The sequence below is a fragment of the Metapseudomonas otitidis genome, assembly GCF_900111835.1.
GTDB classification, from domain to species: domain Bacteria; phylum Pseudomonadota; class Gammaproteobacteria; order Pseudomonadales; family Pseudomonadaceae; genus Metapseudomonas; species Metapseudomonas otitidis.
On the sequence record NZ_FOJP01000010.1, the window covers coordinates 18,349 to 42,933 of the forward strand.

Consider the following 24,585-nt stretch of genomic DNA (forward strand, 5'->3'; position numbering starts at 1 on the left):
TGCGGGGCTTTTTTGTGGCTACGGTTTTTGCAACTCGCCGGTGCCGAACGCTCTGAGGCAGCAAGTCATGAGCGCACTCGGTGGCCGTGCTTGCCAAGAGGGTGAGGCAGGGAAACTGCCCCTTCAGGAGGCCGAGCGCAGTCGTTGCGTAGGGGGACGAGCGGCATGGATGCCGCGAGAGGCGCGTCAGGCCATGGATGGCCCATCGCGCCGGCCCCCGTAGCAGCGACGGAGCGAGGGAAGTCCCGCGCAGCGGGACCCGAATGGCGGGGCGAGCCTTTTTGGTTTCTTTTTTGTGGGCGGCATTCCGACGATTGAAAAAAGAAACTCGCCTGGGAAGGCGAAACAGGGAACATCCGCAGAACTCGATAATCAGCTTGGTCCCCCAAATAGTGGGCTTAGGGCACGGCCTTCGACAGGCCACCCTCACCACAAACCCTCAATCGGTTGGGCTGACTTGCCCCGGACGAAGGCGCATGGTCCCGGGCACCACAACAAGCGGCCGGTCCACCGGCCCTAGGAGTCGTCCCATGCGCACCGGATTGGTGGTGGATGCCACCTGCGATCTGCCTCAGACCTTCATCGCGGAGCGGGGCATCCGCGTTCTGCCCATCCGTATCCGCCTCGGCCAGGACACCCTGGTGGACCGCCGCATTCCCGAGGTCACCGGGCGTTTCTATGTCGACCAGTTGCCCCGGGTCGGCCCTGGCGATGGCAGCGAGCCGCTGAGCGCTGCGGAAACACAGGCCTGGTTCCTCGAAGAACTGGTGACCCAGTACGACCACGTCATCTGCCTGACCCTTTCCGCCCAGCGCAGCGCCATCTTCGAGCACGCCACCCAGGCCTCCTTCGGCCTGCTGCAGTGTTACCGCGAGCGACGCAGCGCGGCCGGGCTGACCACGCCGTTCGCCATGCGGGTGATCGACGGCCGCACGCTGTTCGCCGGCAGCGCGGTGCTGGCCGCCGAGGCCGTGCGGCTGATCGCCGGGGGCGGACACCCCAGTGCGGTGCGGGCGCGGCTGGAGCAACTGGCCGAGTCGGTGTGCACCTTCCTCATCGCCGATGACCTCGGCCACCTGCGCAAGCGCGGCTTCCAGAAGGGCGAGCGCAGCGGCCTGCTGGACCGCATGCGCGGAGCGGCCCTGGGGATCGGTTCGCTGTTGGACGTGAAGCCGGTGATCAGCGTGCAGCAGGGCGAGGACAAGCCCGTGACACTTGCGCCGAGCTTCGAGCGGGCGACGGAGAAGCTCTTCGCCCACGCCTGCGCGCGGGTGATGGCGGGCGACCTGTTGGCGCCGCAGCTGTGCATCAGCTACGCCGGGGAACTGTCCCTGGTGCGCGACCTGCCGGGCTTCGCCGAGCTGGAGGCGGCCTGCCTCGCACGGGATGTGGTGCTGCAGGTGGCGATGCTCAGCCCCACCGGCGCCATCAACCTGGGGCGTGGCGCCCTCAGCCTGGCGTTCGCCGCACCGGCCCGGCCGTTCGGCTGAGGTCTCAGGGCGAGGGCGGCTGCAGGCGGGCGTCGGCGGGCAGGGCCGCCTCGGCGGAGCCGACGCTGCGCAGGTGCTGCTCGAACTGCTGGACGATGCTGTCCCAGCCCTGGCGGCCGGCGTGCTGGCGGGCGTTGAGGCGCACGCGGCGCAGGGTCTCGTCGTCTTCCAGCAGCCAGCAGGCCGCGTCGCTGAAGGTGGCCGGCTCGTCGGGCACCGCCAGGGCGCCGTTGTGCCCATGGCGGATGTGCTGGGCCGCGGCGGCCTGGTCGAAGGCCACCACCGCCAGGCCCGAGGCCAGCGCCTCCAGCACCACGTTGCCGAAGGTCTCGGATTGACTGGGGAAGAGGAACAGGTCGGCGCTGGCGTAGTGCCGGGCCAGTTCCTCGCCGCGCTGGATGCCGCAGAACAACGCCTCCGGCAGCTCGGCCTGCAAGGCGGTGCGCGACGGGCCGTCGCCCACCACGATGAGCTTCAGGCGGCGCTGGGGATGGGCCTTGCACAAGGCCTGGAAGGTGGGCGCCAGCAGCCGCAGGTTCTTCTCCGGAGCCAGGCGGCCGACGTGCAGCACGGCGATGTCGTCCGGCTCCAGCCCCCAGGCTTCCCGCAGGCCCTGGCAGCGCCGGGCCGGGGTGAACAGCTGGCCGTCGACGCCGCGTGCCAGCAGGGCCAGGCGCTCGAAGCCGCGGCGGCGCAGCTCCTCGCTCTGGCTGGCGCTGGGCACCAGGGTCAGTTGCGAGGTGTTGTGGAACCAGCGCAGGTAGTTGGTCAGCAGGCGCGTCAGCAGGCCCACGCCGTAGTGGCCGGTGTACTGCTGGAAGTTGGTGTGGAAGCCGCTGATCACCGGCACTCCCAGGCGCCGCGCCGCACGCAGGGCGGACAGGCCCAGGGGGCCCTCGGTGGCGATGTAGAGCACGTCGGGGCGGCGTTGCTTCCAGCGCGTCAGCAGCTTGTGCAGGCTCGACTGGCCCCATTGCAGCCCCGGGTAGCCGGGCAGCGGCCAGCCGCGCACTAGCAGCAGCTCGTCGCTGCTCTTCACGCCCTGGTCCACGGCCTGGCGGGGGCGCACCAGCTGCAGCTGGTGCCCGCGTGCGCGCAGGCCCTCGCACAGCCGCCACAGGGTGTTGGCGACGCCGTTGATTTCCGGCAGGTAGGTTTCGCTGACGAGGGCGATTCGAAGGGCAGGCAGGCTCATGACTTGAGTGTCGACGCCCGCCGTTTAGCCCGTGTGAATTTTGCGTGACCGGCCGGTGACAGCCGAGGAGGGCGGCGCGGGTCCGGGCCCGCGCCGGTGCATCAGCGGGGCAGGGCCTTGTCGCCGCCTTCGCGCACCCAGAACAGGGTGGCGCCGGCGACGGCGGCGGGCATCATCACGATGTTGACGAAGGGGATCAGCAGCGCCAGGTACACCGAGCCACCGAAGCCCAGGCTCTGCCAGCGCTTCTCGCGCAGCCAGGCGAGCATCTCGTTCCAGCCCAGCTTGTGGTTGTCCGCCGGGTAGTCGATGTACTGCACGGCCATCATCCAGATGCCGAAGACGAACCACAGCGGCGTGCTCACCAGGTTCACCACGGGGATGAAGCTGAGGATCAGCAGGCCCGCCGCGCGGGGCAGGAAGTAGCCCAGCTTGCGCAGTTCGCGGCCGATGGTGCGCGGCACCATGGCCACCAGTTCGGCCCAGCTGAAGGGCGGGAAGTCGTCCTGGCCGCGCACCACCACTTCCACCTTCTCGGCGAGGAAGCCGTTGAAGGGCGCGGCGATGATGTTGGCGATCATGGTGAAGCTGAAGAACACCAGCAGCACCACCAGCGCCACGAACAGCGGCCAGATCAGGTATTCGAGGAAGCTCGCCCAGTCGGGCAGGCTGGGCATGAAGGCATCGACCCAGCCGCTGAATTCGCGCATGGCGAAGCCGATCATGGCGATGAACAGCAGGAGGTTCAGGGTCAGCGGCAGCAGCACGAACAGGCGCAGGCCGGGACGCAGGATGAGTTTCAGGCCTTCGCCGAGGTATTGCGGGCCGGACAGGGCAGGGGCGGGCATCGGGCGCTCCATGAAGGGGTGACTGGCGCGACCTTACCGGCTTTGTCGGGGCGGTAAAAGCGCTGGCGTCACGCGCCCGCCTGGCGATAGGGGCGTCCTATCGAGGGGATAAGCAATGCACATTTCCGTGGCCGGGGGCGGCGTCGGTAGCCTTGCCAGCATTTTCGGGGGCTCGCTGGCTCCCGCTGGTTCGCGAGGCCGCTGCATTCCCTAAGCCTTCCCCAAGTGCTCGCAGCGGCCTCTTTTTATTACCTGAGGTGTCCGCCATGTCCGTCACTCGCCACGCCCGCGTCATCATCCTCGGCTCCGGCCCCGCCGGTTACAGCGCGGCCGTCTATGCCGCCCGCGCCAACCTCAAGCCCTTGCTGATCACTGGCATGCAGGCGGGCGGGCAACTGACCACCACCACCGAGGTGGACAACTGGCCGGGCGATGCCCACGGGCTCACCGGGCCGGCGCTGATGCAGCGCATGCAGGAACACGCCGAGCGCTTCGAGACGGAGATCGTCTTCGACCACATCAACGCCGTGGACCTGGCCGGCGAGCCTTTCACCCTGGTGGGGGACAGCGGCACCTACAGCTGCAACGCGCTGATCATCGCCACCGGTGCCAGCGCCCGTTACCTGGGGCTGCCCTCCGAGGAACGCTTCATGGGCAAGGGCGTGTCCGCCTGCGCCACCTGCGACGGATTCTTCTACCGCAACCGCGAGGTGGCGGTGGTGGGCGGCGGCAACACGGCCGTGGAAGAGGCGCTGTACCTGGCCAACATCGCCAGCAAGGTGACCCTGGTGCACCGCCGGGAGACCTTCCGCGCCGAGAAGATCCTGCAGGACAAGCTCCGCGCGCGCATCGCCGAGGGGCGCATCGTGCTCAAGCTCAATGCCGAGGTGGACGAGGTACTGGGCGACGACATGGGCGTGACCGGCGTGCGCCTGCGCGGCCGCGACGGGCTGATGGACGAGCTGAAGGTGGACGGCCTGTTCGTCGCCATCGGCCACACGCCGAACACCTCGCTGTTCGAGGGCCAGCTGGCCCTGCGCGACGGCTATGTGGTGGTCAACGGCGGGCGCGACGGCAATGCCACCGCCACCAGCGTGGCCGGGGTGTTCGCCGCCGGTGACGTGGCCGACTCGGTGTATCGCCAGGCCATCACCTCCGCCGGCGCCGGCTGCATGGCGGCGCTGGACGTGGAACGCTACCTCGACGCGCTCTGAGGGCGCGTCAGACCCAGGTGTTGATGGGCAGTTCGGCCAGGTGCAGTGTGCGGGCGTCCAGGCGCAGGAACTGCCCTTCGAGGCGGGTGGCCAGGCCCCGGTCGTCGAGGGTCAGTTCGCCGCCCGCGTCGCCTTCCTGTTCCCAGTGGTACCGGCTCAGCTGCGCATCGCGCTTCACGCAGCGGTAGCGCTGTGGGCGCGCCTGCACCGTCAGGGTGGGCAGGTCGATATGCGCCACCTGGTGGGTGTGTTCTTCCCAGGTCTCCAGCGGCTTGCCCAGCAGGATCGGGCTGTGGGTGAAGGGGCTGGCGCCCAGCATCACCTGGTCGCAGGGCTCCAGGTCCGGGCAGGGCTGTCCGTCGAGGGTCCAGCGGCCGTCGTCGGCACGCTGCAGGCGCAGGCTGCGGGGGCCGTGGTCGTCCACCTTCAGCCAGAGCTGGCGGAAGCGCCATTCGGGGTCGTAGTCCAGCACGTAGGTGGCAGCGAAACTGCTGCCGCCGCGGCTCTGCATGAGGTGGCTGCTGACGTGGACGCCGTCGGCGTCACGGTGCAGGCGCAGGTGCTCCACGCCGGGGTGGGACCAGGGTTTCCAAACGAGGGTCTGTTGCATCCATGCGACTCCGAAACTGCACGGGAAGGGGGGAGCGCTCAACGGGGTGTATAGGCGTAGGACACCTTCCCTGGTGTTCCCGTTACGTCGCGCAGGATACGTTGTTCCTTTTGTGACGTATGTCAGCTTTCTCTGACAGATGAGTCGTGTGCAGAGCGGTTTATCAGGCCTTGCGCTTGAGCGGCTCGCCGTCGAAGCGAACGCCGTCCAAGCCGCTCTTCATCAGCGCGCGGATGTTGCCGTGGTCACTGCCTTCGGGGGTGGCCAGCACGGCGCGGTAGTGCTCGCCGAACGCCAGCAGGGCTTCGTCGCGGCTCAGGCCTTCCAGCAGGGCCAGGCCCAGGGTCTTGCAGGAGCCCTCATTCTGCCCGGCGGCGTTCTCCACGCCGCCGTTGACGAAGGCGCAGGGCTGGTAGTCGTAGCCGGCGGCGATGAAGGCCAGGGTGTCGGCGAAGAGGTGCTCGCCACTGGCCAGGCGGCCACGGAATGCATTCAGGTCGTTCATGCTTTGTTCGCTTTGTCGAAGGCCGCTTGCTGCTCGGCGCTGGCTTCTTTCTGGTACTTGGCCTTCCAGTCGGCATAGGGCATGCCGTAGATCTCTTCGCGGGCCTGCTCGGGGCTGACCTCGACGCCGATGTCGTCGGCGGCGGCCTTGTACCACTTGGACAGGCAGTTGCGGCAGAAGCCGGCGAGGTTCATCAGGTCGATGTTCTGCACATCGGTGCGGCTGCGCAGGTGCTGGACCAGCCGACGGAAGGCGGCGGCTTCGAGTTCGAGGCGCTGTTGCTCGTTCATCGGAGGACTCCTTGGGATCGGTGAGGAGGGCGCGGCGATGATAAGAGCCGCTCCCGGGGACGGCAATGCCCGGCGCGAGGCCGGGCAGCGGGGATCAGCGGTGGCCGGCGAGGGTGATCGACACCGACTCGGCGAAACGCAGGGCGTGGGGCTTGTCCACTTCCACTTCGGCGTAGCTCACCCGGGGGTTGGTCATCACCAGGTCGAGGATCTCCTGGGTCAGGCGCTCCAGCAGGGCGAAGCGGTTCTCCTCGACGTGCTGGATGATGGCCTTGGTGATGGTGCGGTAGTTCAACGCATGGTCGATGTCGTTGAAGTCCACCGCGTCGGCGGCCGGGTAGAGGATGGTGAGGTTGATCAGCACATCCTGCTTGTTGAGGATCTCCTCCTCCTTGATCCCGATGTAGGTACGCAGGCGCAGGTCCTTCACGCGGATCCGCGCCATTCCTGGCTCCAGTCTCGGCATGCTCAGCTCCGTCCGATGAGTTTGAGGAATTCCTGGCGGGTGCTCGGCGATTCGCGGAAGGCCCCGAGCATGACCGAGGTGGTCATCACCGAGTTCTGCTTCTCCACGCCGCGCATCATCATGCACATGTGCTTGGCCTCGATCACCACGGCGACGCCGGCGGCGCCGGTGACGCGCTGGATGGCCTCGGCGATCTGCCGGGTGAGGTTCTCCTGGATCTGCAGGCGGCGGGCGAACATGTCGACGATGCGCGCCACCTTGGACAGGCCGAGCACCTTGCCGGTGGGAATGTACGCCACGTGCGCCTTGCCGATGAAGGGCAGCAGGTGATGCTCGCAGAGGGAGTAGAGCTCGATGTCCTTCACGGTCACCATCTCGTCGTTGTCGGACGAGAACAGCGCGCCGTTGACCACTTCCTCCAGGCTCTGCTCGTAGCCACGGCACAGGTAGCGCATCGCCTTGGCAGCGCGCTTGGGCGTATCCAGCAGGCCTTCGCGCTCGGGGTTCTCACCCACGCCCATGAGGATTTCCCGGTAGTGGGAGGACAGGTCGTCATTCATCTTGGCAGTCCGTACGGCCGGTTCACTTCAGGTGGCGGCCGCCATTGAGGGTTAGCGTCGTTCCGGTGACGTAGGGGTTGTCCAGCAGGTAGCGCAGGCCCTGGTACACGACTTCCGGCCCGGGCTCGATGCCGAGGGCGGATTTGGCCAGGGTCTTCGTCCTGTAGGTGGTGTCGTCACCGGTGTTGAACATCACCAGCGCCGGCGCGATGCCGTTGACCTTGATGGCCGGGGCATAGCGGGCGGCAAAGGAGAGGGTGAGGTTGTCCAGCCCGGCCTTGCTGGCGCAGTAGGCGATGCGCTTCTCGCTGCCCTTGCGCGCCACGTCGTCGCTGATGTGGACGATGTCGGCCGGACCACCGTGGCGCAGCAGCGCCTCGGCATGCAGGTTGATCAGGTAGGGCGCCAGCATGTGCACGCTGAACATCCGCTGGAAGGCCTCGGCCTCGTGGCCGGGGGCTTCGGTGAGCCAGTCGGAGGCGTTGTGCACGATGGCCCGCAGGTGCGGCGTAGCGGCCTTGAGCTGTTCGATGAAGGCGAGGATGCCGGCTTCGTCCGAGAAGTCCGCCGCGATCACGCAGGCGCCGCGCTCACGCAGCCGGTGCACGCCTTCGCGCTCGGTGCGGTAGCTGATGATCACCGGCTGGCCGTCGTCCAGCAGGCGCTCGGCGCAATGCAGGCCCACGCGCTGGCTGGCACCGGTGATCAGGATGGGAGCGGCCGAAGGGCTCATGGGGGCCTCGTGGCAGGGCGATACCCCAGGCTGGGGCGGAATGGTGAAAACTTATACCAGAAGCCTGAGTTTGTACAATTCTTGGCGCGGAAGAAATCCGGATTCCGACCGTAAATTCAGCCAAGGCCTTGATTTGTGTGGGGTTATAGAAAAAGAGAGGGTGTTGGAAGGTTGTACAGATTTTGCCTCTGTACAACCTTTGTGACGTTATCGGGAGGGAGCCGTGAGGCCGGGGCGGCGGGTACGGGAAGCCGGTGCGTTCAGCCAGGGAGCCAGCAAGCGGGTGGATAACGGGATGAACCAGTAGGTCATCAGTGGCGTCAAAACCAACGTGCTCAAAAAGACGCGCAACAGCAGGTCGAGCCCGCCGAGCCAGGGGCCGAACAGCAGGTTGAAGCCCAGCGACACCGGGAAGAAGGCCAGCCAGATGGCGATGCTCTGCTTCCAGCGGGGCGGCCGGCGGTCAGCACTGCCGAACCAGGCGTCCAGACCCAGCGCGCGGTGTTCGTGAGGACGGTCGAAAAGGCCGGCGCCGCGTTCCAGCCAGGCACGGCGAGAGGCGGAATGCTCCCAGGCGGCCAGGGTGGGCTCGTCGGCGAAGCGGAAGATCATCTGGAATTCGTCGTCGTTGGGCGGCGGGGCCAGGACGCCCGAGCCGAGGTAGCCGGGGAAGTCGGCGGCCAGTTGCTCGCCTTCGCGCAGCCAGGCCATGAAATCGTCGTAGCGCTCGCGGGTGACCCGGCGCGCCACCATGAGGGTGACGGGATCGGCAGACATCGTGTATCTCCAGTTGCAGGCGCCGCCCAGGGTAGGGGCAGCGCGGGAAGCGGCCCGGGGTAGTGGGCCTGCTTCTTTCAGAGGCAAGGATTATTCCTGTTTCGGCTGAATACGCCAGTGCCGCGTGCCATGGAGCCGCCGGATGGCAACCGGACAGTGGAAGCCGGCTCGGTGCGCGCCCATGGTGCATGCCGCACCGCATCCGGGCACTGAGCAAGGAGCCGGGCCTGGGTTAAACTCTGCGCTTTCAAGCCCAGACCTTTTGCCATGACCGATAACGCAGCCATCGCCATGCAGCAGGAAGAACTCTTCCCGATCCGCGAAGTCTCCCGCCTCACCGGCGTCAACCCGGTCACCCTGCGCGCCTGGGAGCGCCGCTACGGGCTGATCCAGCCGACCCGTACCGACAGCGGCCACCGCCTCTATTCCTATGCCGACGTCGAGGCCGTGCGCAGCATCCTGGCCTGGATCGACCGTGGCGTACCGGTCAGCAAGGTTGGACAGATCCTCGCCCGCAGCGCCTCCACCCGGGCACCCGCCCCGGTGCAGCCGGCCGCCTCCATGGCGGAGTGGGGCGAGTGGCAGACGCAGTTGCGCCGGGCGCTGTCGGCCTTCGACGGCCCGGCCCTGGAGCGGCTCTATGGCCAGGTGTTCTCCACCTACCCGCTCACCGTGGTGTTCCAGGACGTGCTGATGCCGCTCTGGCGCGACCTGCTGCTGCGCCAGGACGAATACGGCGTGGCCAGCGAATGGGCCTTCTTCGACGCCTTCCTGCGTGGGCGCGTGCTGCAGCGCCTGCAGCTGTCACCGGGGGATGGGGAAGATTGCGTGGTGGTCGCCCCGCTGCAGGGCGAGTGCCGCGAACTGGAGCTGCTGGTGGCTGCCTTGCTGCTCAGCCATGGCGACTGCGCGATCCGCGTGCTGGGACTGGACCAGCCGTTCCAGGAGCTGCCGCTGGTGTGCGAGAAGATCGCGCCCCAGGCGCTGGTGGTGTTCTCCAACCACCCGCCGGCGGACGACCTGGCCGCGCGGCTCGGGCGCCTGGCGCTCTCGGTGGAGTGCCCGCTGGCCCTGGCCGGTGAAGCCGCCGACCTGATCGGCAGCGCCCTGGAGCGCAGCCCAGTGGCCACCCTGGGCAGCGAGGGGCGCACCATGCAACTGCGCTTGCGCCGCCTGCTCGACGGTCACCTGGACACCTGACAGAACCTGGAAGAACCCGCTGCGCCGCCGCAGCGGCCTTGCCTGCCTTGACGCCTCAGCCCTCCAGTTCCGCGATGCGGGCCTTCAGGGCCGCCACCTCCGCCTCCAGTTCGCGCACGCGCTGGCGTGCCTCGACCTCGGGGCTCACGTCCTTCTGGATGCCGATGTAGTACGTCAGCTGGTCCGCCTCGTTGTGCACCGGGGTGATGGACAGCTCGTTCCAGAACACGCTGCCGTCCTTGCGGTAGTTGCGCAGGATCTGCCGGCTCGGCTCGCCCTTCTTGATCGCCTGGCGGATCGCCGCGAGGCCGAGCTGGTCACGGTCGCCTGCCTGCAGGAAGCGGCAATCGCGGTAGAGGATGTCGTCCTGGCTGTAGCCGGTCAGCCGTTCGAACGCCGGGTTCGCATAGATGAGGATGTTGTCGTCGCCTTCCTGTTCGGCGACGACGATGCCGTCGTTGGAGGCTTCGACCACCAGCTGGAGCAGTTTGGCGTTGATCATGACGAGTTCCTGGTTCGAGGTGCAGGGATTCTAAAACATCGGGGGCGGACTGCCAGTTGCGGCATAATGCGATTCATTTCGCGCTAACAGGAGAAGTCATGAAAGTCGCCATCCTATCCGGCTCGGTCTATGGCACCGCCGAAGAAGTCGCCCGCCACGCCGAGCGGCTGCTCAAGGCCGCCGGCCACGAGGCCTGGCACAAGGCCGGGATGACCCTCGACGAACTCAAGGCCTTCGGCCCCGAAGCGTTCCTCAGTGTGACCTCCACCACCGGCATGGGCGAGCTGCCCGACAACCTGCTGCCCCTCTACCACGCCCTGCGCGACCAGCTGCCCGACTGGCGCGGCCGTCCCGCCGCCGTGCTGGCCCTCGGCGACTCCAGCTACGACCAGTTCTGCGGTGGCGGCGAGATGATGCGTGAGCTGCACGCCGAGCTGGGCCTGCGCGAGGTGCAGGAGATGCTGCGCCTGGACGCCAGCGAAACCGTCACCCCGGAAGTGGACGCCGAGCCCTGGATCGCCCGCTTCGCCGCTGCGCTCAGCGCCTGATGCACCCGCGCGCGGCGTACCTCATCGAAGCCCTGCAACTGGCCCCGCACCCCGAGGGCGGTTTCTACCGCCGGGTGTTCGAGGCCCAGGGCAGCCTGGCGGATGGCCGCTCGATGTCCTCGTCGATCTTCTTCCTCCTGCCCGCCGGCGGCATCAGTCGCTGGCACCGGGTGGACGCCGACGAGACCTGGCACTTCTACGAAGGCGACCCGCTGGAGCTGCTGATCGCCGACGACCCCCAGGCCCTGCGCCGCGAGCGCCTCGGGCCGGTGGGCGAGGGCAGCCTGCCGCAGCGCACCGTGCGTGCCCATGCCTGGCAGGCGGCGCGGGCCCTCGGGGCCTACACCCTGGTGGGCTGCAACGTCGCCCCGGCCTTCGAGTTCGACGGTTTCCGCTTGCTGGCCGACGACCTCGACGCTCAGCGCCGGTGGCCGCTGCTGGACCGGCAATTCCTCTAGCCCGCTGCGTCACCTGGCGCCGTCAGCGGCGAATATTCCTTCAACAGATCCAGCCAGGCCTGCGCCGCCCGTGACAGGTAGGCGCCCTGGCGCCAGACGAAGGCGATGTCCCAGCGCAGGTCCGGCTCCACCAGCGGCACCCGGCGCAGGCCCGGTCGTTCCAGCGTGCGGGCGACGATGCGCGGCAGCAGCACCACGCCCTGGCCGGCGGCCACCAGCGCCGCGAGGAAGTCCGCCTGGCCGCTGCGTCCCACCTCCCGTGGGGTGAAGCCGGCCTGGCGACACGCCAGCAGCAGGCGGTCGTTGAGGGTGAAGCTCTGCTGGTAGAGCAGGAAGGGCGCGTCCTTCAGCTGGGCCAGGGCGATGCCGTCACACCCCGCCAGTTCATGGGCCTCGGGCAGCAGCACGTCCAGCGGCTCGTTGCAGAACGGCTGGAAGGCCAGCGCCGGATCGTTGGGTGTGAGGCTGCCGCCGATGTCCAGCTCACCGCGCAGCAGCGCCTCCTCCATCAGCTTGCTGCCGCCCTCGAACAGCCGCACCACGATGTTCGGGTAGCGCTGACGGTACGCGGCGAACAGCTCGGCGAACATCACCTCGCCCCCCAGCAGCGGCAGGCCCAGGCGCAGCTCGCCCCGGGCCAGCTGGCTGAGGTCGTCCAGCTCGCTGTAGAGGTCCTGGCGCAGGCGCAGCAGCTCGTCCGCACGGCGCAGCACCAGGGTGCCGGCATCGGTCAGGCGCAGATTCGGGCCGTTGCGCTCCAGCAACAGCACCCCCAGGCGCTGCTCCAACTGGGCCACCTGCTTGCTGATGGTGGACTGGGTGGCGTGCAGGGTCTTGGCCGCCTGGGTGAAGCCGCCCTGGCGCACCACTTCGACAAAACTGCGCAGCTGGTGAAATTCCATCGCTATTCCAATCTCGAATGGGAGTAAGTCGAACAATTCGCTTTTGGGATGATAGGCCCGGCCCTAAGCTGCACGCCATCACTGGAGTGCATCCCATGTCCCGCGCCCGTCTCAGCCACCTGTCCCGCCTCGTCCTGCAGCTCGTCGTGCTCATCGCCCTCTACCTGCTGGGTGGCCAGATCGCCGCCTGGCTGGCCTGGCCGATTCCCGGCGGGGTGATCGGCCTCGGCCTGCTGCTGGCCGCCTTCGCCAGCGGTCGCGTGCAGCCCACAGCGCTGCAGCTGGGCGCCGGGCTGCTGATGGCGGAGATGCTGCTGTTCTTCATCCCGGCGCTGATGAGCCTGCTGGACTACGGCGCGCTGCTGCGCAGCGAGGGCTGGCGCATCCTGCTGGTGATCGGCGTCAGCACGCTGCTGGTGATGCTCGCCACCGCCCTGACCGTGGAGCTGGTTTGCCGCTGGAGTGAACGCCATGAGCACTGATCCGATGGCCTGGTTCTGGCTCGCCCTGACCCTCGGCGGCTACCTGCTCAGCCGCTGGCTGTACCGGCGCAGCGGGCGCTACCTGCTATCGCCGCTGATCCTGGTGCCGGCGCTGCTGCTGGCGGTGGCCGTGCCGCTGCACACTGCGTATGCCGAGTACGCCGGCCTTACCCACTGGCTGATGCTGCTGCTCGGCCCGGCCACGGTGGCCTTCGCCGTGCCCATCTGGCAGCAACGCGCCCTGCTGGCCCGGCATTGGCCGGCGCTCTCGCTGGGCATGCTGATGGGCAGCAGCGTGGCCATCGCCAGCTCCTGGTGGCTGGCCCAGGCCCTGGCCCTGGAGGCGCCGGTGAGCCGCTCACTGGTGCCGCGTTCGATCACCACCCCCTTCGCCATGCCCCTGGCCCAGGGCCTGGGCGGCGTACCGGAGCTGACGGCGGTGTTCGTGATGATCACCGGCGTCTTCGGCGCCCTCACCGGCAGCCTGCTGATCCGCTTCCTGCCGCTGCGCAGCAGCCTCGCCCGGGGCGCCCTGTTCGGCGTCGGCGCCCACGGCGCCGGGGTCAGCCGGGCCCAGGAGGTGGGGCGCGAAGAGGGCACCGTCGCGGGCCTGGTGATGGTCCTGATGGGGCTGCTCAACCTGTTCGCCGCGCCCCTGCTGACCCACCTGCTGTGACTCCCTCGGTCATCAGGATGGCTGCCAAGGCGACTCGCGGGGTGCCACGGCCTCGCTAGACTCCGGTCACCCACAACAACAACGAGGTGATCGCCGTGACCGCTGCCCAGACTCCGCCCAGCTCCTCCATCAAGGACCAGGTCTCCGCCGCCGAGTGGCAGACCCGCGTCGACCTGGCCGCCTGCTACCGCCTGATCGCCCTGTACGGCTGGGACGACCTGATCTTCACCCACATCTCCGCCAAGGTGCCCGGCACCGAGGACTTCCTCATCAACCCCTACGGGATGATGTTCCACGAGATCACCGCCTCCAGCCTGGTGAAGGTCGACCTGGCCGGCAACAAGCTGATGGACAGCCCCTACGACATCAACCCCGCCGGCTACACCATCCACAGCGCCATCCACGAAGTGCGCCAGGACGTCGGCTGCGTGCTGCACATCCACACCCCCGCCGGCATCGCCGTCTCGGCGCAGAAGCAGGGCCTGCTACCGCTCTCCCAGCAATCCCTGTTCGTGCTCGCCAGCCTGGCCTACCACGGCTACGAAGGCGTGGCCCTGCACCACGAGGAGAAGGCCCGCCTGCAGGCCGACCTCGGCAGCGCCAACTTCATGATCCTGCCCAACCACGGGCTGCTCACCGCCTTCGGCAGCATCGCCGACGCCTTCCTCGGCATGTTCACGATGCAGCGCGCCTGCGAAGTGCAGGTGATGGCCCAGAGCGGCGGCGCCGAGCTGATCCACATCCCGCAGCAGATCCTCGACGGCGCCCGGCAAATGATCGCCGGCGTGATGAAGAGCCCCACCGGCATGGGCGGCGCGCTGCCGTGGCCGGCGCTGCTGCGCAAGCTCGACCAGCAGAACCCCGGGTACCGCGACTGATGGCCCTGCCGGGCATCCCCCTGGGCGACTGGCGCGCCCAGGGCCGCGACCTGCTGTTCCATCGCCACCGCATCCGCTACTGGGAGGCCGGGCAGGGCGAGCCGCTGCTGCTGATCCACGGCTTCCCCACCGCCGCCTGGGACTGGCACTACCTGTGGCAGCCCCTGGCCGAGCGCTACCGGGTGATCGCCTGCGACATGCTCGGCTTCGGCGACTCCGACAAGCCGCGCGGCCACGACTACCGCCTGCTGGAACAGGCCGACCTGCAGCAGGCTCTGGTGCGCCACCTGGGCATCGACGGCCCGCTGCACCTGCTGGCCCACGACTACGGCGACAGCGTCGCCCAGGAGCTGCTGGCGCGGCACCACGAAGGCCGCGCCCGGATCGCCAGTTGCGTGTTCCTCAACGGCGGGCTGTTCCCCGAGACCCACCGTCCGGTGCTGGTGCAGAAGCTGCTGCTCAGCCCCCTGGGGCCCCTGATCGGCCGGGGCTTTTCCCGCGCCAAGCTGGGGGCGAACTTCGGCAAGGTCTTCGGCCCGGCGACCCAGCCTTCGGCAGCGGAGCTGGATGACTTCTGGAGCCTGGTGGCCGCCCACGATGGCCCGGCGGTGATGCACCGGCTGATCCGCTACATCCCCGAGCGTCGCGAGCAGCGCGACCGCTGGGTGGCCGCCATGCAGAAAGGCGGCGTGCCGCTGCGGGTGATCGACGGTGCCGTCGACCCCATTTCCGGCGATCACATGGTGGCGCGCTACCGCGAACTGATCCCCGAGCCCGACACCGTGCTCCTCGAACACATCGGCCATTACCCGCAGACCGAGGCACCGAGCCAGGTCCTGCAGCATTACCTGGCGTTCCGCCAGGCCCTGGAGAACCCTGCATGAAACGACGTCGACTCCTGCAACTGACCGCCCTCGGGAGCGTGGCCGCTGCAGGCGCCGGTTACTGGGCGCTGCCCCGCGCGGTGGCGCCGGCGCCCGTCAGCCTGGAGGCGGCCCAGCGCCTGCTGGCCGGTTGGGAAGGGCGCACCCTGGTCAGCCTCGCCGGCTGGAGCCCGGCCGAAGTGTTCAACCACTGCGCCCAGAGCATCGAGTTCTCCCTCACGGGTTATCCACAGCTCAAGCCGGCCTGGTTCCGCCACAGCGTCGGCCCGCTGGCCTTCGACCTCTTCGCCGCCCGGGGCGCCATGCGCCACCCGCTGGACGAGGCCATCCCCGGTGCCCCGGCACTGGATGCCCCGCTCGCCCAGGCCGAGGCCCTGGCCCGCCTGCAACGCGCCTTCGCCGACTTCGCCGCGCACACCGGCGAACTGGCCCCGCACTTCGCCTACGGCGCCCTCGACCATGCCGAGTACGCCCAGGCCCACGTCATGCACCTGTACGACCACCTCAGCCGCCTGCGCCTCGCCTAGGGGCGTTTCCCGGAGCCGTCCGGTAGTGCATTCGGAATTGTCCGGCAGCCTGCCAGCGGCTCCGCGGCCTAGCATCGCGGCCTCCTTTCCAAGATGCGCCCGGGCCCTGTGCCCGGGCTCGGAGGTCACATGCTGTACAAGCTGCTGGTGCTGCTGCACCCCTTCTTCCGCATCGCCGGGCGTGGCCTGGCCGTGCTCCTGCTGCTGGCCAGCTTCGGCCTGGTGGCCTACGCCGCCTACTACGAGAACGCCCCCTGGGTCTGGTTCAGCTGCGTCGGCTGCTTCGTCGCCTGCCTGTTGGTGACCCTGCTCTGCACCTTCTACAACTGGTGGCTGTTCAAGCTGCGCCCGCGTGGCGCGCTGTTCATGCCCTTCGACTGAGCCGCCGCCGGGCGCTCTGCGACGCGCCCGGCCATCCCCCGCCGTTATCGCCCACCATTCATGCCCGTCCACCTTTCTTGTCGGCCGGGCGGCACTGCAGGACACTCGGCCGATACCCGAAACTGCCCTGGAGTCCATTGCATGAGCGAATCGATCCGTTTCGAAGACAAAGTGGTCATAGTCACCGGCGCCGGTGGCGGTCTTGGCCGCGCCCATGCCCTGCTGTTCGCCAAGCACGGCGCCAAGGTGGTGGTGAACGACCTGGGCGGCAGCACCCATGGCGAGGGCGCCAACGCCTCCGCCGCCGACCGTGTGGTGGCCGAGATCCGCGAAGCGGGCGGCACCGCCGTGGCCAACCATGACTCCGTCACCGACGGCGACAAGATCGTGCAGACCGCGCTGGACCACTTCGGCCGCATCGACGTGGTGGTCAACAACGCCGGCATCCTGCGCGACAAGACCTTCCACAAGATGGAAGACGCCGACTGGGAGCTGGTCTACAAGGTCCACGTCGAAGGCGCCTACAAGGTCACCCGCGCCGCCTGGCCGCACCTGCGCGAGCAGGGCTATGGCCGGGTGATCTTCACCTCGTCCACCTCCGGCATCTACGGCAACTTCGGCCAGTCCAACTACGGCATGGCCAAGCTCGGCCTCTACGGGCTGACCCGCACCCTGGCCATCGAAGGCCGCAAGAACAACATCCTGGTCAACGCCATCGCCCCCACCGGCGGCACCCGCATGACCGAAGGCCTGATCCCGCCCCAGGTGTTCGAGCAGCTCAAGCCCGAGCTGGTCAGCCCCCTGGTGGTCTACCTCGGCAGCGAGCAGTGCCAGGAAACCTCCGGCCTGTTCGAAGTGGGCGGCGGCTGGATCGGCAAGGTGCGCTGGGAGCGCAGCCTGGGCGCCGGCTTCGACCCGCGCCAAGGCTTCAGCGTCGAAGACGTGGCCGCCAGCTGGCAGCAGATCTGCGACTTCGAAGGCGCTGCCCACCCGGCGGACAACGTCGAAGCCCTGAAGGAAATGATGGCCAACCTGCAGAAATACACGGGTTGATCCCGCCAGACTCCTAGGGGATTCCGCCAGCAGGCTGAACACCTCCCCGGGAACGCACTAGGGTGAAGGCCGGCAATCTTGCCGGCCTTTTTCATGCCTGCGTTTACCCCCAAGGAGTCCCCGATGAGCATCCGCGTCGAAAAGCACGGCCCCATCACCACCCTGACCATCGACCGCCCGCAGGTGCGCAACGCCGTCGACCGGCCCACCGCCGAGGCCCTGGCTGCGGCGCTGCGGGCCTTCGAGGCGGACGATGACGCGCGGGTGGCGGTGCTCACCGGCAGCGGCGGCACCTTCTGCGCCGGTGCCGACCTGGCGGCGGTGGCCGAGGACGGCGAGCGACGCAACCGCCTGGAGGCGGACGGCGACGGGCCCATGGGACCGAGCCGCATGCAGTTGGCCAAGCCGCTGATCGCCGCCATCGAAGGCCATGCCGTGGCCGGCGGCCTGGAGCTGGCGCTGCTGGCAGACCTGCGGGTGATGGCCGAGGACGCCGTGCTCGGTGTGTTCTGCCGGCGCTTCGGCGTGCCGCTGATCGACGGCGGCACCGTGCGCCTGCCGCGCATCGTCGGCCAGGGCCGGGCGCTGGACCTGATCCTCACCGGGCGCCCGGTGCAGGCCGACGAGGCGCTCGCCATCGGCCTGGTGAACCGCGTGGTGTCGGCCGGGTCGGCGCTGGAAGCAGCGCAAGGCCTGGCGCGGGAGATCGCCGCCTTTCCGCAGCGCTGCCTGCTCGCCGACCGCGCCAGCGCCTACGCCCAATGGGACCTGCCGTTCGAGACCGCCATCTCCCACGAATTCGAGGGCGGCCTGGCGGTTATCCACAGCGGCGAAACCCGCCTGGGCGCCCAGGCCTTCAGCGCCGGGAAAGGCCGTCACGGCCGCTTCGACTGATCCATCAGGTGCTGGCGGAACCACGCCAGCGCCTCTGCCATCGCCTGGGGCGCATGCCGGGTGTAGGGCTCGAAATGCCCGTCCGGCAGCAGCACCAGCCGCTTCGGCTCCCGGGCCTGCTGGTAGGCGGCCAGGGCCAGGTCGGTGGGGGTCACCGTGTCGTGTTCGGCCACCAGCAGCATCAGCGGCGTGGGGCTGACGCGTTCGATGTAGCTGCCCGGTTCGTACTCGCTGGCCCGCTCGCTGGAGCGCAGGGTCACGCGGTTCTGCCAGTCTGGCGCCAGGGTGGCGCTGGCGCCGTAGAAGGCGCTGGCATCGGCACCGGGGTAGAGGCCGGGCGCGTCGCCTTCGCTGATCACCCGGCGGTAGCTGGGCGGCTGCCCCTGGTAGCGGGCCAGGCGGTCGGCCTGGAAGGCCGACCGCGCGGCATGCAGGCCCGCCCCCGCGCGCCGCAGGAAGCTCTGGTGGCCGCTGATGGTGGGCACCTGGGCGACCACGCAGCGCACCCGCCGGTCCAGCGCGCCGAGCACGATGGCGTGGCCGCCGCTGTAGCTGGAGCCCCAGACCCCCAGGCGGCTGGCGTCCACTTCCGGGCGCAGGCTGGCCCAGGTGAGCACCTCGCGCAGGTCGTCCACCTGCTGCCACGGGTCGATGTCCTCGCGCGGTTCCCCACCACTGGCGCCGAAGCCCCGGTGGTCGCAGAGCACCACGGCAAAGCCGGCCTCGGCGAAGTGACGGGCGAAGGCATCCAGGTGCAACGCCTTGAGCGCGGCGAAGCCGGGGCTCATCAGCAGCAATGGGAAGGGGGCCGGGGCATCCGGCAGGTAGTACCAGGCGTCCAGTTCGATTCCGTTGACCGGGATGCGCAGGCTGTGGCGGTGGACAGTGGGCATGGCAGGGCTCCTCGTGGCAGAGGCCCCCAGGGTAGGGCGCGCGGTGGCGGTTGGCCGTCGGTCATCGGCCAGTTACCGGCGCTGATCAGCCAGCCTCGTTGCGCCAGGCCTTCGGCGGCTTGCCCATCAGCCGGCGAAACGCATTGGTGAAGGCCCCACTGGATTCGTAGCCCAGGTCCGCCGCGATGCGTGTCACCGCCTCGCCCCGCTCCAGCCGGGGCAGGGCGGCCTGGATACGGGCCCGCTGGCGCCAGAGCAGGAAGCTGGTGCCCAGCTCGGCCCGGAACAGCCGCGCCAGGGTGCGCGTCGAGGCTCCCACCTGGGTGCCCCAGTCCGCCAGGCTGCGGGGATCGCCCGGCTGCTCCAGCAGGCCCAGGCAGAGCTTCTGCAGGCGTGGGTCTTGGGGCATCGGCAGGCGCAGGGGCACGGCGTGGGCCTGGCGCACCTCGTCCAGCAGCAGGTGCATCAGGTGCGCGGCGCGGCTGTCGGGCGGCGTCCGACCGTCCACCGGCAGGGCGCGGGGCAGCAGCTCGCACAGCAGGGGGCTGACCAGCAGGCTGTAGGGCGCATTGGGCAGTTCGGCCGGGGCCTGGTCCGGGTGCAGGTACACCGTGCGCAGTGCCACCGGCCCTCGGGCCCGCAGCCGGTGGGGCAGGCGCGCGGGCATCCACAGCGCCTGCTGCGGCGAGATCAGCCAGCAGCCCTGGCCACAGCTCAGTTCCATCACGCCGGTGGTGGCGTAGATCAGCTGTGCGCCTTCGTGCCAGTGCTCGGGGGTGCAATGGCCGTCGGGGTAGTCGCGGGCCACCGGGCGCAGGCGGGCGTCCGGGGCATCGAACACGGGCAGGTGGCGGGGGGAGGGCGCGGGCATGCGGCGTACCAGGGAGGGGACCGCCGGCACTCTGCCCGAGGTGCCGGTCGGTTTCCAGGGCCCGAAGGCCCCGGGATCAGCGGCTGATGATGACGTAGGTCTTGCGCAGGGTTTCCTTCACGTCCCACACGCCCAGGCTGTTGGCGGGCAGCAGCAGGGCGTCGCCGGCCTTGATCTCGATGGGCTCGCCGCCGTCCGGGGTGAAGGTGCAGCTGCCGTGGGTGAAGTGGCAGAACTCCTGCTCGAGGATCTGCCGGCGGAACTTGCCGGGGCTGCATTCCCATACGCCGGTTTCCACGCCGTCGGTGCGCTCGACAGAATGCACGCGGGTATGGGGCACCGGCTCACCGACGGGTACCGGCACCGGGCTGGGTTCGGACAGGGGCAGGGTGTGGGTGTTCTGCAGCAGGGTGGCTTTCATGCAAGGGCTTCCAATCAGGGGGGAGGGGGCTGCGCGGCGGGGCCGCGTCAGCGCATAAGGCTTTCCATGAAGGCGGCCAGGCGCGCGGCCAGGGCTCGGCGCCAGGGGGCGCTGTGGGGGTTGGCCAGCACCCGGTCCTCGTGGACGAAGCTGCGGATGATGGCGTTGTAGCCGAGCCAGCGGCAGGGCTCCGGCTCCCAGGCGGCGAGGCGATCCAGCGGGCCGTCGCCGAGTACCCAGGGCTGGCGGGTGAGCAGCGTCTCGCTGCCGAGGATGAGGTCGGCCAGGGTGCGCCCGCCCAGGTTGGTGGCGCCGACGCCTTCGCCGCCGTAGCCGCCGGAGAGGGCGATGCCGTTGGCACGGTCCACCAGCATGTGCGGCTGGAAGCGCCGGGCCATGCCGAGGTTGCCGCCCCAGCTGTGGGTCAGGCGCACGTTGCGCAGCATGGGGAACAGCTCGCCGAACAGGTAGCGGCGCAGGCCCACTTCCTCGTCGTCGAGGTTGAAGTCTTCCCGCAGGCGACCGCCGAAGCGGTAGCCGCCCCGGGCGCCGAAGGCCAGGCGGTTGTCGGCGGTGCGCTGGCCGTAGGTGACCTGGCGGCTGAACTCGCTGAACGCCTGGCCCTGGGCCAGGCCGATCTCGGCCCAGGTGGACTCCGGCAGCGGCTCGGTGGCCACCAGCAGGCTCTGCACCGGCAACTGGTAGCGCCCCAGGGGCGGCAGCGCGGCGGCGTAGCCTTCCACGGCAGGCACCACCCAGCGTGCCTTCACCTCGCCCTGCAGGGTGGTGACCCGGCCCGGGGCCCAGTCGGTGACCCGGCTCTGTTCGAACACCTGCACGCCGAGGCGCTCCACGGCGCTGGCCAGGCCGCGCACCAGGCGGGCCGGCTGGATGGTGGCGCAGTGCGGGCTGTAGAGACCGCCCAGGGCGCCGGCCACGCGGATGTGCCCGGCCAGTTCGTGGGGCGCGAGCCAGCGGTAGTCGTCGTCGTTCAGGCCTTCGGCGTGGAGGTCGTCGAGGTAGTGGCGCAGGCGGGTTTCCTGCTCCGGGTAGCGGGCCGCGCAGTAGAGCACGCCGCCCTTGCGGTAGTCGCAGTCGATGCCCTCGCGGGTGAGCACCTCGGCCACCTCGTCGGGGATGCCGTGGAGCAGGTCCCAGCTGGCGCGGCGCTCTTCACGGGGCAGGCGGGCCAGGGCGCGGTCCTCGCCCAGCAGGTTGCCCATCAGCCAGCCGCCGTTGCGCCCGCTGGCGCCGAAGCCGGCGATTTCCGATTCCAGCACCACCACCTTCAGTTCGGGCTCCTGGCGCTTGAGGTAGTAGGCGGTCCACAGGCCGGTGTAGCCGGCGCCGATGATGGCGACGTCGGCCTCCAGGCTGCCGCCCAGGGCCGGGCGGGGCGTGAGGGGCTCGTCGAGCTGGTCCATCCACAGGCTGATCGATTTCCAGGCCGGCATGGGCATTCCTCGGGTCTAAAGGGATCGTGGGCGGCAAGCCTAGTGGCTGCCGGTCGCCTTGTCGTGCGCGCGGGCACGCCGACAAGGCAGCGGGGCGCTCAGCCCTCGGCCTGCAGGCGCTTGAGGTAGGCCTTGGGCGACAGGCCGGTGTGCTGGCGGAAGCAGCGGTAGAAGGCCGAGAGGGAGTTGAAACCGGCGGCGAAGGCCTGCTCGTCGATGCGTGCCACCGAGCGCTGCGCCTCCAGCTGGGCCAGCAGGTGACGCAGGCGCGCCTGGTTCACGTACTGGTAGAAGCTCTGGCCGAGCATCTGGTTGAGCAGGTAGGAGATCTGGTTGCGGGTGTAGCCGGTGGCGGTGGCCACCTGGTGCAGGTCCAGGGCCGGGTCGAGGTAGGGCTGGCTGCGCTGGAAGTAGTCCTCCAGGTCCCGTGCCAGCAGGCTCAACTGGCGGGCGGAGAGGCCCAGGCGGCTGGCGGCCGGGCGGCTGGAGCGCTCGGGCTCGCCGCTGGCGCGGGCATCGGCCACCAGCAGGGCGTACTCGTTGATGCGCCAGATCAGCCCGTCACGAACGGTAATGGCCTCGCTGGTACGAAAGGTACCGCTGCGGCCGACCCGCAGGCTGTACTGGATGAAGGCGGTGTCGCCGTCCACGCGGATGCGGTCGCTGTGCACCAGGAAGTCGTCCGGGGCGCTGGGCATGGTGGCGCGCACGTAGTCGCCCAGCTCCGCCAGGCGCATGCAGCGGTTCTGGAAGAAGTCGTTGTATTCCACCTCGGGGTGGTAGAGGGCGAGCACGGCGTCGATGTCGCGCGCCTTCCAGCTCAGGTGGTAGCGCATCACCACCTCGCGGGTGGCCAGGGTCTGGGCGTCGGTGTCGTTCATGGCGGTGGCCGGTGGGGCAAAGCGGGGAGGATGCCAAAGCCCCGCGCGGCCTCACAAGGCCCGCTGAGACGCCGGCGGTGGCGGTGGATTCACTCTTTCGAGCGACAGGGATGAATCCCTCCTTGGTGCGCTTATCGCCTGCGCGGGTGACTGGTTAGGGTGGTGCCCTCCTTACACCCACCAGGAAAGCCGCATGACAAAAACAACAACGCGCGCAGTTTTCCGGCCGCACGCGCTGGCCGTCGCCATCACCCTGGGTTGCGCCACCCAGGCCCAGGCCGTGAACTTCAACATCGGCGAGATCGAGGGGCAGTTCGACTCCTCGCTCTCCGTCGGCGCCAGCTGGTCCATGCGCAATGGCGACCCGGACCTGATCAGCACCGTGAACGGCGGCAAGGGCCAGTCGTCCACCGGTGACGACGGCCGCCTCAACTTCAAGAAGGGCGAGACCTTCTCGAAGATCTTCAAGGGCATCCACGACCTGGAGCTGAAGTACCGCGACACCGGCATCTTCCTGCGGGGCAAGTACTGGTACGACTTCGAGCTGAAGGACGAGGACCGCCGCTTCAAGCCCATCAGCGACCACAACCGCAAGGAGGGCTCCAAGTCCGCCGGCGCGCAACTGCTGGATGCGTTCGTCTACCACAACTACAGCATCGCCGACCTGCCGGGGAACGTCCGCCTCGGCAAGCAGGTGGTGAGCTGGGGCGAGAGCACCTTCATCGGCAACAGCATCAACTCCATCAACCCGGTGGACGTCTCCGCCTTCCGCCGTCCCGGCGCCGAGATCAAGGAAGGCCTGATCCCGGTGAACATGTTCTACCTGTCCCAGACCCTCACCGACCAGCTCAGCGTGGAAGGCTTCTACCAGCTGGAATGGGACCAGACCGTGCTGGACAACTGCGGCACCTTCTTCGGTGGCGACGTGGCCGCCGATGGCTGCGTGACCGGCTACACCGTGGGCTCCCCGGCCATCGCGCCGCTGCAGCCCATCGCAGCGGGCTTCGGCCAGGGCTTCCAGGTGGCCCGCGAGGGCGTGATCCTGCCCCGTGGCGGCGACCGCGATGCCCGCGACTCCGGTCAGTTCGGCGTGGCCCTGCGCTGGCTGGGCGACGAGACCGAGTACGGCGCGTACTTCATGAACTACCACAGCCGCACGCCGTTCGTGGGCACCCAGACCGCCAGCGCGGCGACCCTCGCCGCACTGCCCGGGATCATCAGCACGGCCAACGGCATCGTTGCCGGTTCGGGCGCTGGGCTGGCGCAAAGCACCCTGCTGGGCAACGGTCGCTACTACCTGGAATACCCCGAGGACATCCGGCTCTACGGCCTGAGCTTCTCCACCACCCTGCCCACCGGCACCGCCTGGAGCGGCGAGATCAGCTACCGCCCGAACGCGCCCATCCAGCTCAACACCAACGACGTGACCCTGGCCCTGGTCAACCCGCTGGCCGGTGGCACCGCCTCGCCCATCGCCACCTCGGCGGGCGCCGACAACACCGGCTACAAGCGCAAGGAAATCACCCAGGTGCAGACCACCCTGACCCACTTCTTCGACCAGGTCCTGGGTGCCGAGCGCCTGACCCTGGTGGGCGAGGTCGGCCTGGCCCGCGTCGGCGGCCTGGAGAACCCCCGCGAGCTGCGCTACGGGCGTGACTCGGTGTACGGCACCTACGGCTTCGGCGGCGACACCCACGGCTTCGTCACCCGCACCTCCTGGGGCTACCGCACCCGCGCCGTGCTGGACTACGCCAACGTCATCGCCGGCATCAACCTCAAGCCCAACGTGGCCTGGTCCCACGACGTCGACGGCTACGGCCCCAACGGCCTCTTCAACGAAGGTGCCAAGGCCCTGAGCATCGGCCTCGATGCCGACTACCAGAACACCTACACCGCGAGCATCAGTTACACCGACTTCTTCGGCGGCAAGTACAACACCCTGGTGGACCGCGACTTCCTCGCCGTCAGCTTCGGCATGAACTTCTGAGTGGA

At 69.0% G+C, this 24,585-nt stretch carries 30 protein-coding genes; 14 read left to right on the forward strand and 16 right to left on the reverse strand.

Annotation, left to right across the window (positions count from 1 at the left end):
- Positions 1–530 precede the first annotated feature (530 nt).
- Positions 531–1,490: a DegV family protein gene (locus BM198_RS13950; RefSeq protein ID WP_074970708.1), complete on the forward strand. Its 960-nt coding sequence runs from the start codon at positions 531–533 to the stop codon at positions 1,488–1,490.
- 4 nt (positions 1,491–1,494) lie between these two features.
- Here the strand turns inward: BM198_RS13950 and BM198_RS13955 are convergent, their stop codons facing one another.
- Together BM198_RS13955 and cysZ are read right to left on the reverse strand one after the other, a co-directional pair.
- Positions 1,495–2,685, reverse strand: a complete 1,191-nt coding sequence (locus BM198_RS13955) for a glycosyltransferase family 4 protein (RefSeq protein WP_074970710.1) — start codon at positions 2,683–2,685, stop codon at positions 1,495–1,497.
- 101 nt (positions 2,686–2,786) lie between these two features.
- The gene (gene cysZ, locus BM198_RS13960) at positions 2,787–3,533 is read right to left on the reverse strand and encodes a sulfate transporter CysZ (RefSeq protein WP_074970712.1); all 747 of its coding nucleotides are present in this window, start codon (positions 3,531–3,533) and stop codon (positions 2,787–2,789) included.
- A 266-nt stretch (positions 3,534–3,799) separates the two neighbouring features.
- On the opposite strand from cysZ, the gene trxB reads away from it, so the two are divergent.
- Entirely contained in the window at positions 3,800–4,747 is a 948-nt protein-coding gene (gene trxB, locus BM198_RS13965) for a thioredoxin-disulfide reductase (RefSeq protein ID WP_074970714.1), read from the forward strand.
- Positions 4,748–4,754: 7 nt separating this feature from the next.
- Here the strand turns inward: trxB and BM198_RS13970 are convergent, their stop codons facing one another.
- From BM198_RS13970 to BM198_RS14000, 7 genes are all read right to left on the reverse strand, one after another.
- On the reverse strand, positions 4,755–5,357 hold the full coding sequence (locus BM198_RS13970) for a putative glycolipid-binding domain-containing protein (RefSeq protein ID WP_074970716.1): 603 nt from the start codon (positions 5,355–5,357) through the stop codon (positions 4,755–4,757).
- A 163-nt stretch (positions 5,358–5,520) separates the two neighbouring features.
- Entirely contained in the window at positions 5,521–5,862 is a 342-nt protein-coding gene (locus tag BM198_RS13975; RefSeq protein ID WP_044411437.1) for a HopJ type III effector protein, read from the reverse strand.
- Entirely contained in the window at positions 5,859–6,152 is a 294-nt protein-coding gene (locus BM198_RS13980; protein WP_044411434.1) for a DUF1244 domain-containing protein, read from the reverse strand. The genes BM198_RS13975 and BM198_RS13980 overlap by 4 nt, the downstream gene beginning before the upstream one ends.
- Before the next feature lie 94 nt (positions 6,153–6,246).
- Complete coding sequence (gene folX, locus BM198_RS13985) at positions 6,247–6,618, reverse strand: dihydroneopterin triphosphate 2'-epimerase (protein ID WP_074970718.1); 372 nt, start codon at positions 6,616–6,618, stop codon at positions 6,247–6,249.
- A gap of 2 nt (positions 6,619–6,620) precedes the next feature.
- A complete protein-coding gene (gene folE / locus BM198_RS13990; protein WP_044411428.1) occupies positions 6,621–7,178 on the reverse strand; it encodes a GTP cyclohydrolase I FolE in 558 nt (185 codons plus the stop codon).
- Between the two features lie 22 nt (positions 7,179–7,200).
- On the reverse strand, positions 7,201–7,911 hold the full coding sequence (gene folM, locus BM198_RS13995; protein ID WP_074970720.1) for a dihydromonapterin reductase: 711 nt from the start codon (positions 7,909–7,911) through the stop codon (positions 7,201–7,203).
- 207 nt (positions 7,912–8,118) lie between these two features.
- Complete coding sequence (locus BM198_RS14000; protein ID WP_044411422.1) at positions 8,119–8,688, reverse strand: antibiotic biosynthesis monooxygenase; 570 nt, start codon at positions 8,686–8,688, stop codon at positions 8,119–8,121.
- Between the two features lie 267 nt (positions 8,689–8,955).
- Between BM198_RS14000 and BM198_RS14005 the strand changes: the two genes are divergently transcribed.
- The gene (locus tag BM198_RS14005; protein ID WP_044411419.1) at positions 8,956–9,888 is read left to right on the forward strand and encodes a MerR family transcriptional regulator; all 933 of its coding nucleotides are present in this window, start codon (positions 8,956–8,958) and stop codon (positions 9,886–9,888) included.
- Between the two features lie 55 nt (positions 9,889–9,943).
- Here the strand turns inward: BM198_RS14005 and BM198_RS14010 are convergent, their stop codons facing one another.
- Complete coding sequence (locus BM198_RS14010; protein ID WP_069562302.1) at positions 9,944–10,390, reverse strand: PAS domain S-box protein; 447 nt, start codon at positions 10,388–10,390, stop codon at positions 9,944–9,946.
- Between the two features lie 98 nt (positions 10,391–10,488).
- Here BM198_RS14010 and BM198_RS14015 point away from each other — a divergent pair, with 98 nt between their 5' ends.
- Both BM198_RS14015 and BM198_RS14020 read left to right on the forward strand, forming a co-directional pair.
- Positions 10,489–10,938, forward strand: coding sequence for a flavodoxin (locus tag BM198_RS14015; protein WP_044411413.1), 450 nt, complete (start codon positions 10,489–10,491; stop codon positions 10,936–10,938).
- On the forward strand, positions 10,938–11,396 hold the full coding sequence (locus BM198_RS14020) for a cupin domain-containing protein (protein WP_074970722.1): 459 nt from the start codon (positions 10,938–10,940) through the stop codon (positions 11,394–11,396). Before BM198_RS14015 ends, BM198_RS14020 begins: the two co-directional genes overlap by 1 nt.
- Here BM198_RS14020 and BM198_RS14025 read toward each other — a convergent pair.
- Positions 11,393–12,298 carry a LysR family transcriptional regulator gene (locus BM198_RS14025; protein ID WP_074970724.1) on the reverse strand — a complete coding sequence of 302 codons (906 nt, stop codon included), beginning with the start codon at positions 12,296–12,298 and terminating at the stop codon, positions 11,393–11,395. The two genes, BM198_RS14020 and BM198_RS14025, sit on opposite strands and share 4 nt — an antisense overlap.
- A gap of 95 nt (positions 12,299–12,393) precedes the next feature.
- Here BM198_RS14025 and BM198_RS14030 point away from each other — a divergent pair, with 95 nt between their 5' ends.
- The 8 genes from BM198_RS14030 (at position 12,394) to BM198_RS14065 (ending at position 18,073) form a co-directional block, all read left to right on the forward strand.
- A complete protein-coding gene (locus BM198_RS14030; protein ID WP_074970726.1) occupies positions 12,394–12,780 on the forward strand; it encodes a CidA/LrgA family protein in 387 nt (128 codons plus the stop codon).
- A complete protein-coding gene (locus BM198_RS14035) occupies positions 12,770–13,456 on the forward strand; it encodes an LrgB family protein (RefSeq protein ID WP_074970728.1) in 687 nt (228 codons plus the stop codon). Before BM198_RS14030 ends, BM198_RS14035 begins: the two co-directional genes overlap by 11 nt.
- Positions 13,457–13,551: 95 nt before the next feature.
- Positions 13,552–14,334 (forward strand): class II aldolase/adducin family protein, encoded by a 783-nt coding sequence (locus tag BM198_RS14040; RefSeq protein WP_074970993.1) that lies wholly within the window; start codon positions 13,552–13,554, stop codon positions 14,332–14,334.
- Positions 14,334–15,218, forward strand: a complete 885-nt coding sequence (locus BM198_RS14045; RefSeq protein ID WP_074970729.1) for an alpha/beta fold hydrolase — start codon at positions 14,334–14,336, stop codon at positions 15,216–15,218. The genes BM198_RS14040 and BM198_RS14045 overlap by 1 nt, the downstream gene beginning before the upstream one ends.
- Positions 15,215–15,745 (forward strand): DUF1569 domain-containing protein, encoded by a 531-nt coding sequence (locus BM198_RS14050; RefSeq protein WP_074970731.1) that lies wholly within the window; start codon positions 15,215–15,217, stop codon positions 15,743–15,745. Before BM198_RS14045 ends, BM198_RS14050 begins: the two co-directional genes overlap by 4 nt.
- 129 nt (positions 15,746–15,874) lie before the next feature.
- The gene (locus tag BM198_RS14055) at positions 15,875–16,126 is read left to right on the forward strand and encodes a hypothetical protein (protein WP_044411391.1); all 252 of its coding nucleotides are present in this window, start codon (positions 15,875–15,877) and stop codon (positions 16,124–16,126) included.
- Positions 16,127–16,267: 141 nt separating this feature from the next.
- Positions 16,268–17,179, forward strand: a complete 912-nt coding sequence (locus BM198_RS14060) for an SDR family oxidoreductase (RefSeq protein WP_044411388.1) — start codon at positions 16,268–16,270, stop codon at positions 17,177–17,179.
- A 123-nt stretch (positions 17,180–17,302) separates the two neighbouring features.
- Entirely contained in the window at positions 17,303–18,073 is a 771-nt protein-coding gene (locus BM198_RS14065) for a crotonase/enoyl-CoA hydratase family protein (RefSeq protein ID WP_074970733.1), read from the forward strand.
- On the opposite strand, the gene BM198_RS14070 is transcribed toward BM198_RS14065, so the two are convergent.
- The 5 genes from BM198_RS14070 to BM198_RS14090 all read right to left on the reverse strand — a co-directional run bounded on the left by BM198_RS14070 (position 18,055) and on the right by BM198_RS14090 (position 22,548).
- Positions 18,055–18,966 carry an alpha/beta hydrolase gene (locus BM198_RS14070; RefSeq protein ID WP_074970735.1) on the reverse strand — a complete coding sequence of 304 codons (912 nt, stop codon included), beginning with the start codon at positions 18,964–18,966 and terminating at the stop codon, positions 18,055–18,057. The two genes, BM198_RS14065 and BM198_RS14070, sit on opposite strands and share 19 nt — an antisense overlap.
- An 85-nt stretch (positions 18,967–19,051) precedes the next feature.
- The gene (locus BM198_RS14075) at positions 19,052–19,837 is read right to left on the reverse strand and encodes an AraC family transcriptional regulator (RefSeq protein WP_244165696.1); all 786 of its coding nucleotides are present in this window, start codon (positions 19,835–19,837) and stop codon (positions 19,052–19,054) included.
- Between the two features lie 76 nt (positions 19,838–19,913).
- Positions 19,914–20,258 (reverse strand): cupin domain-containing protein, encoded by a 345-nt coding sequence (locus BM198_RS14080; protein WP_044411379.1) that lies wholly within the window; start codon positions 20,256–20,258, stop codon positions 19,914–19,916.
- Positions 20,259–20,305: 47 nt separating this feature from the next.
- Positions 20,306–21,712: an NAD(P)/FAD-dependent oxidoreductase gene (locus tag BM198_RS14085; protein WP_074970737.1), complete on the reverse strand. Its 1,407-nt coding sequence runs from the start codon at positions 21,710–21,712 to the stop codon at positions 20,306–20,308.
- A 98-nt stretch (positions 21,713–21,810) separates the two neighbouring features.
- Positions 21,811–22,548 (reverse strand): AraC family transcriptional regulator, encoded by a 738-nt coding sequence (locus tag BM198_RS14090; protein ID WP_044411493.1) that lies wholly within the window; start codon positions 22,546–22,548, stop codon positions 21,811–21,813.
- Between the two features lie 238 nt (positions 22,549–22,786).
- Between BM198_RS14090 and BM198_RS14095 the strand changes: the two genes are divergently transcribed.
- Entirely contained in the window at positions 22,787–24,580 is a 1,794-nt protein-coding gene (locus BM198_RS14095; protein WP_074970739.1) for a DUF1302 domain-containing protein, read from the forward strand.
- Positions 24,581–24,585: the final 5 nt, after the last annotated feature.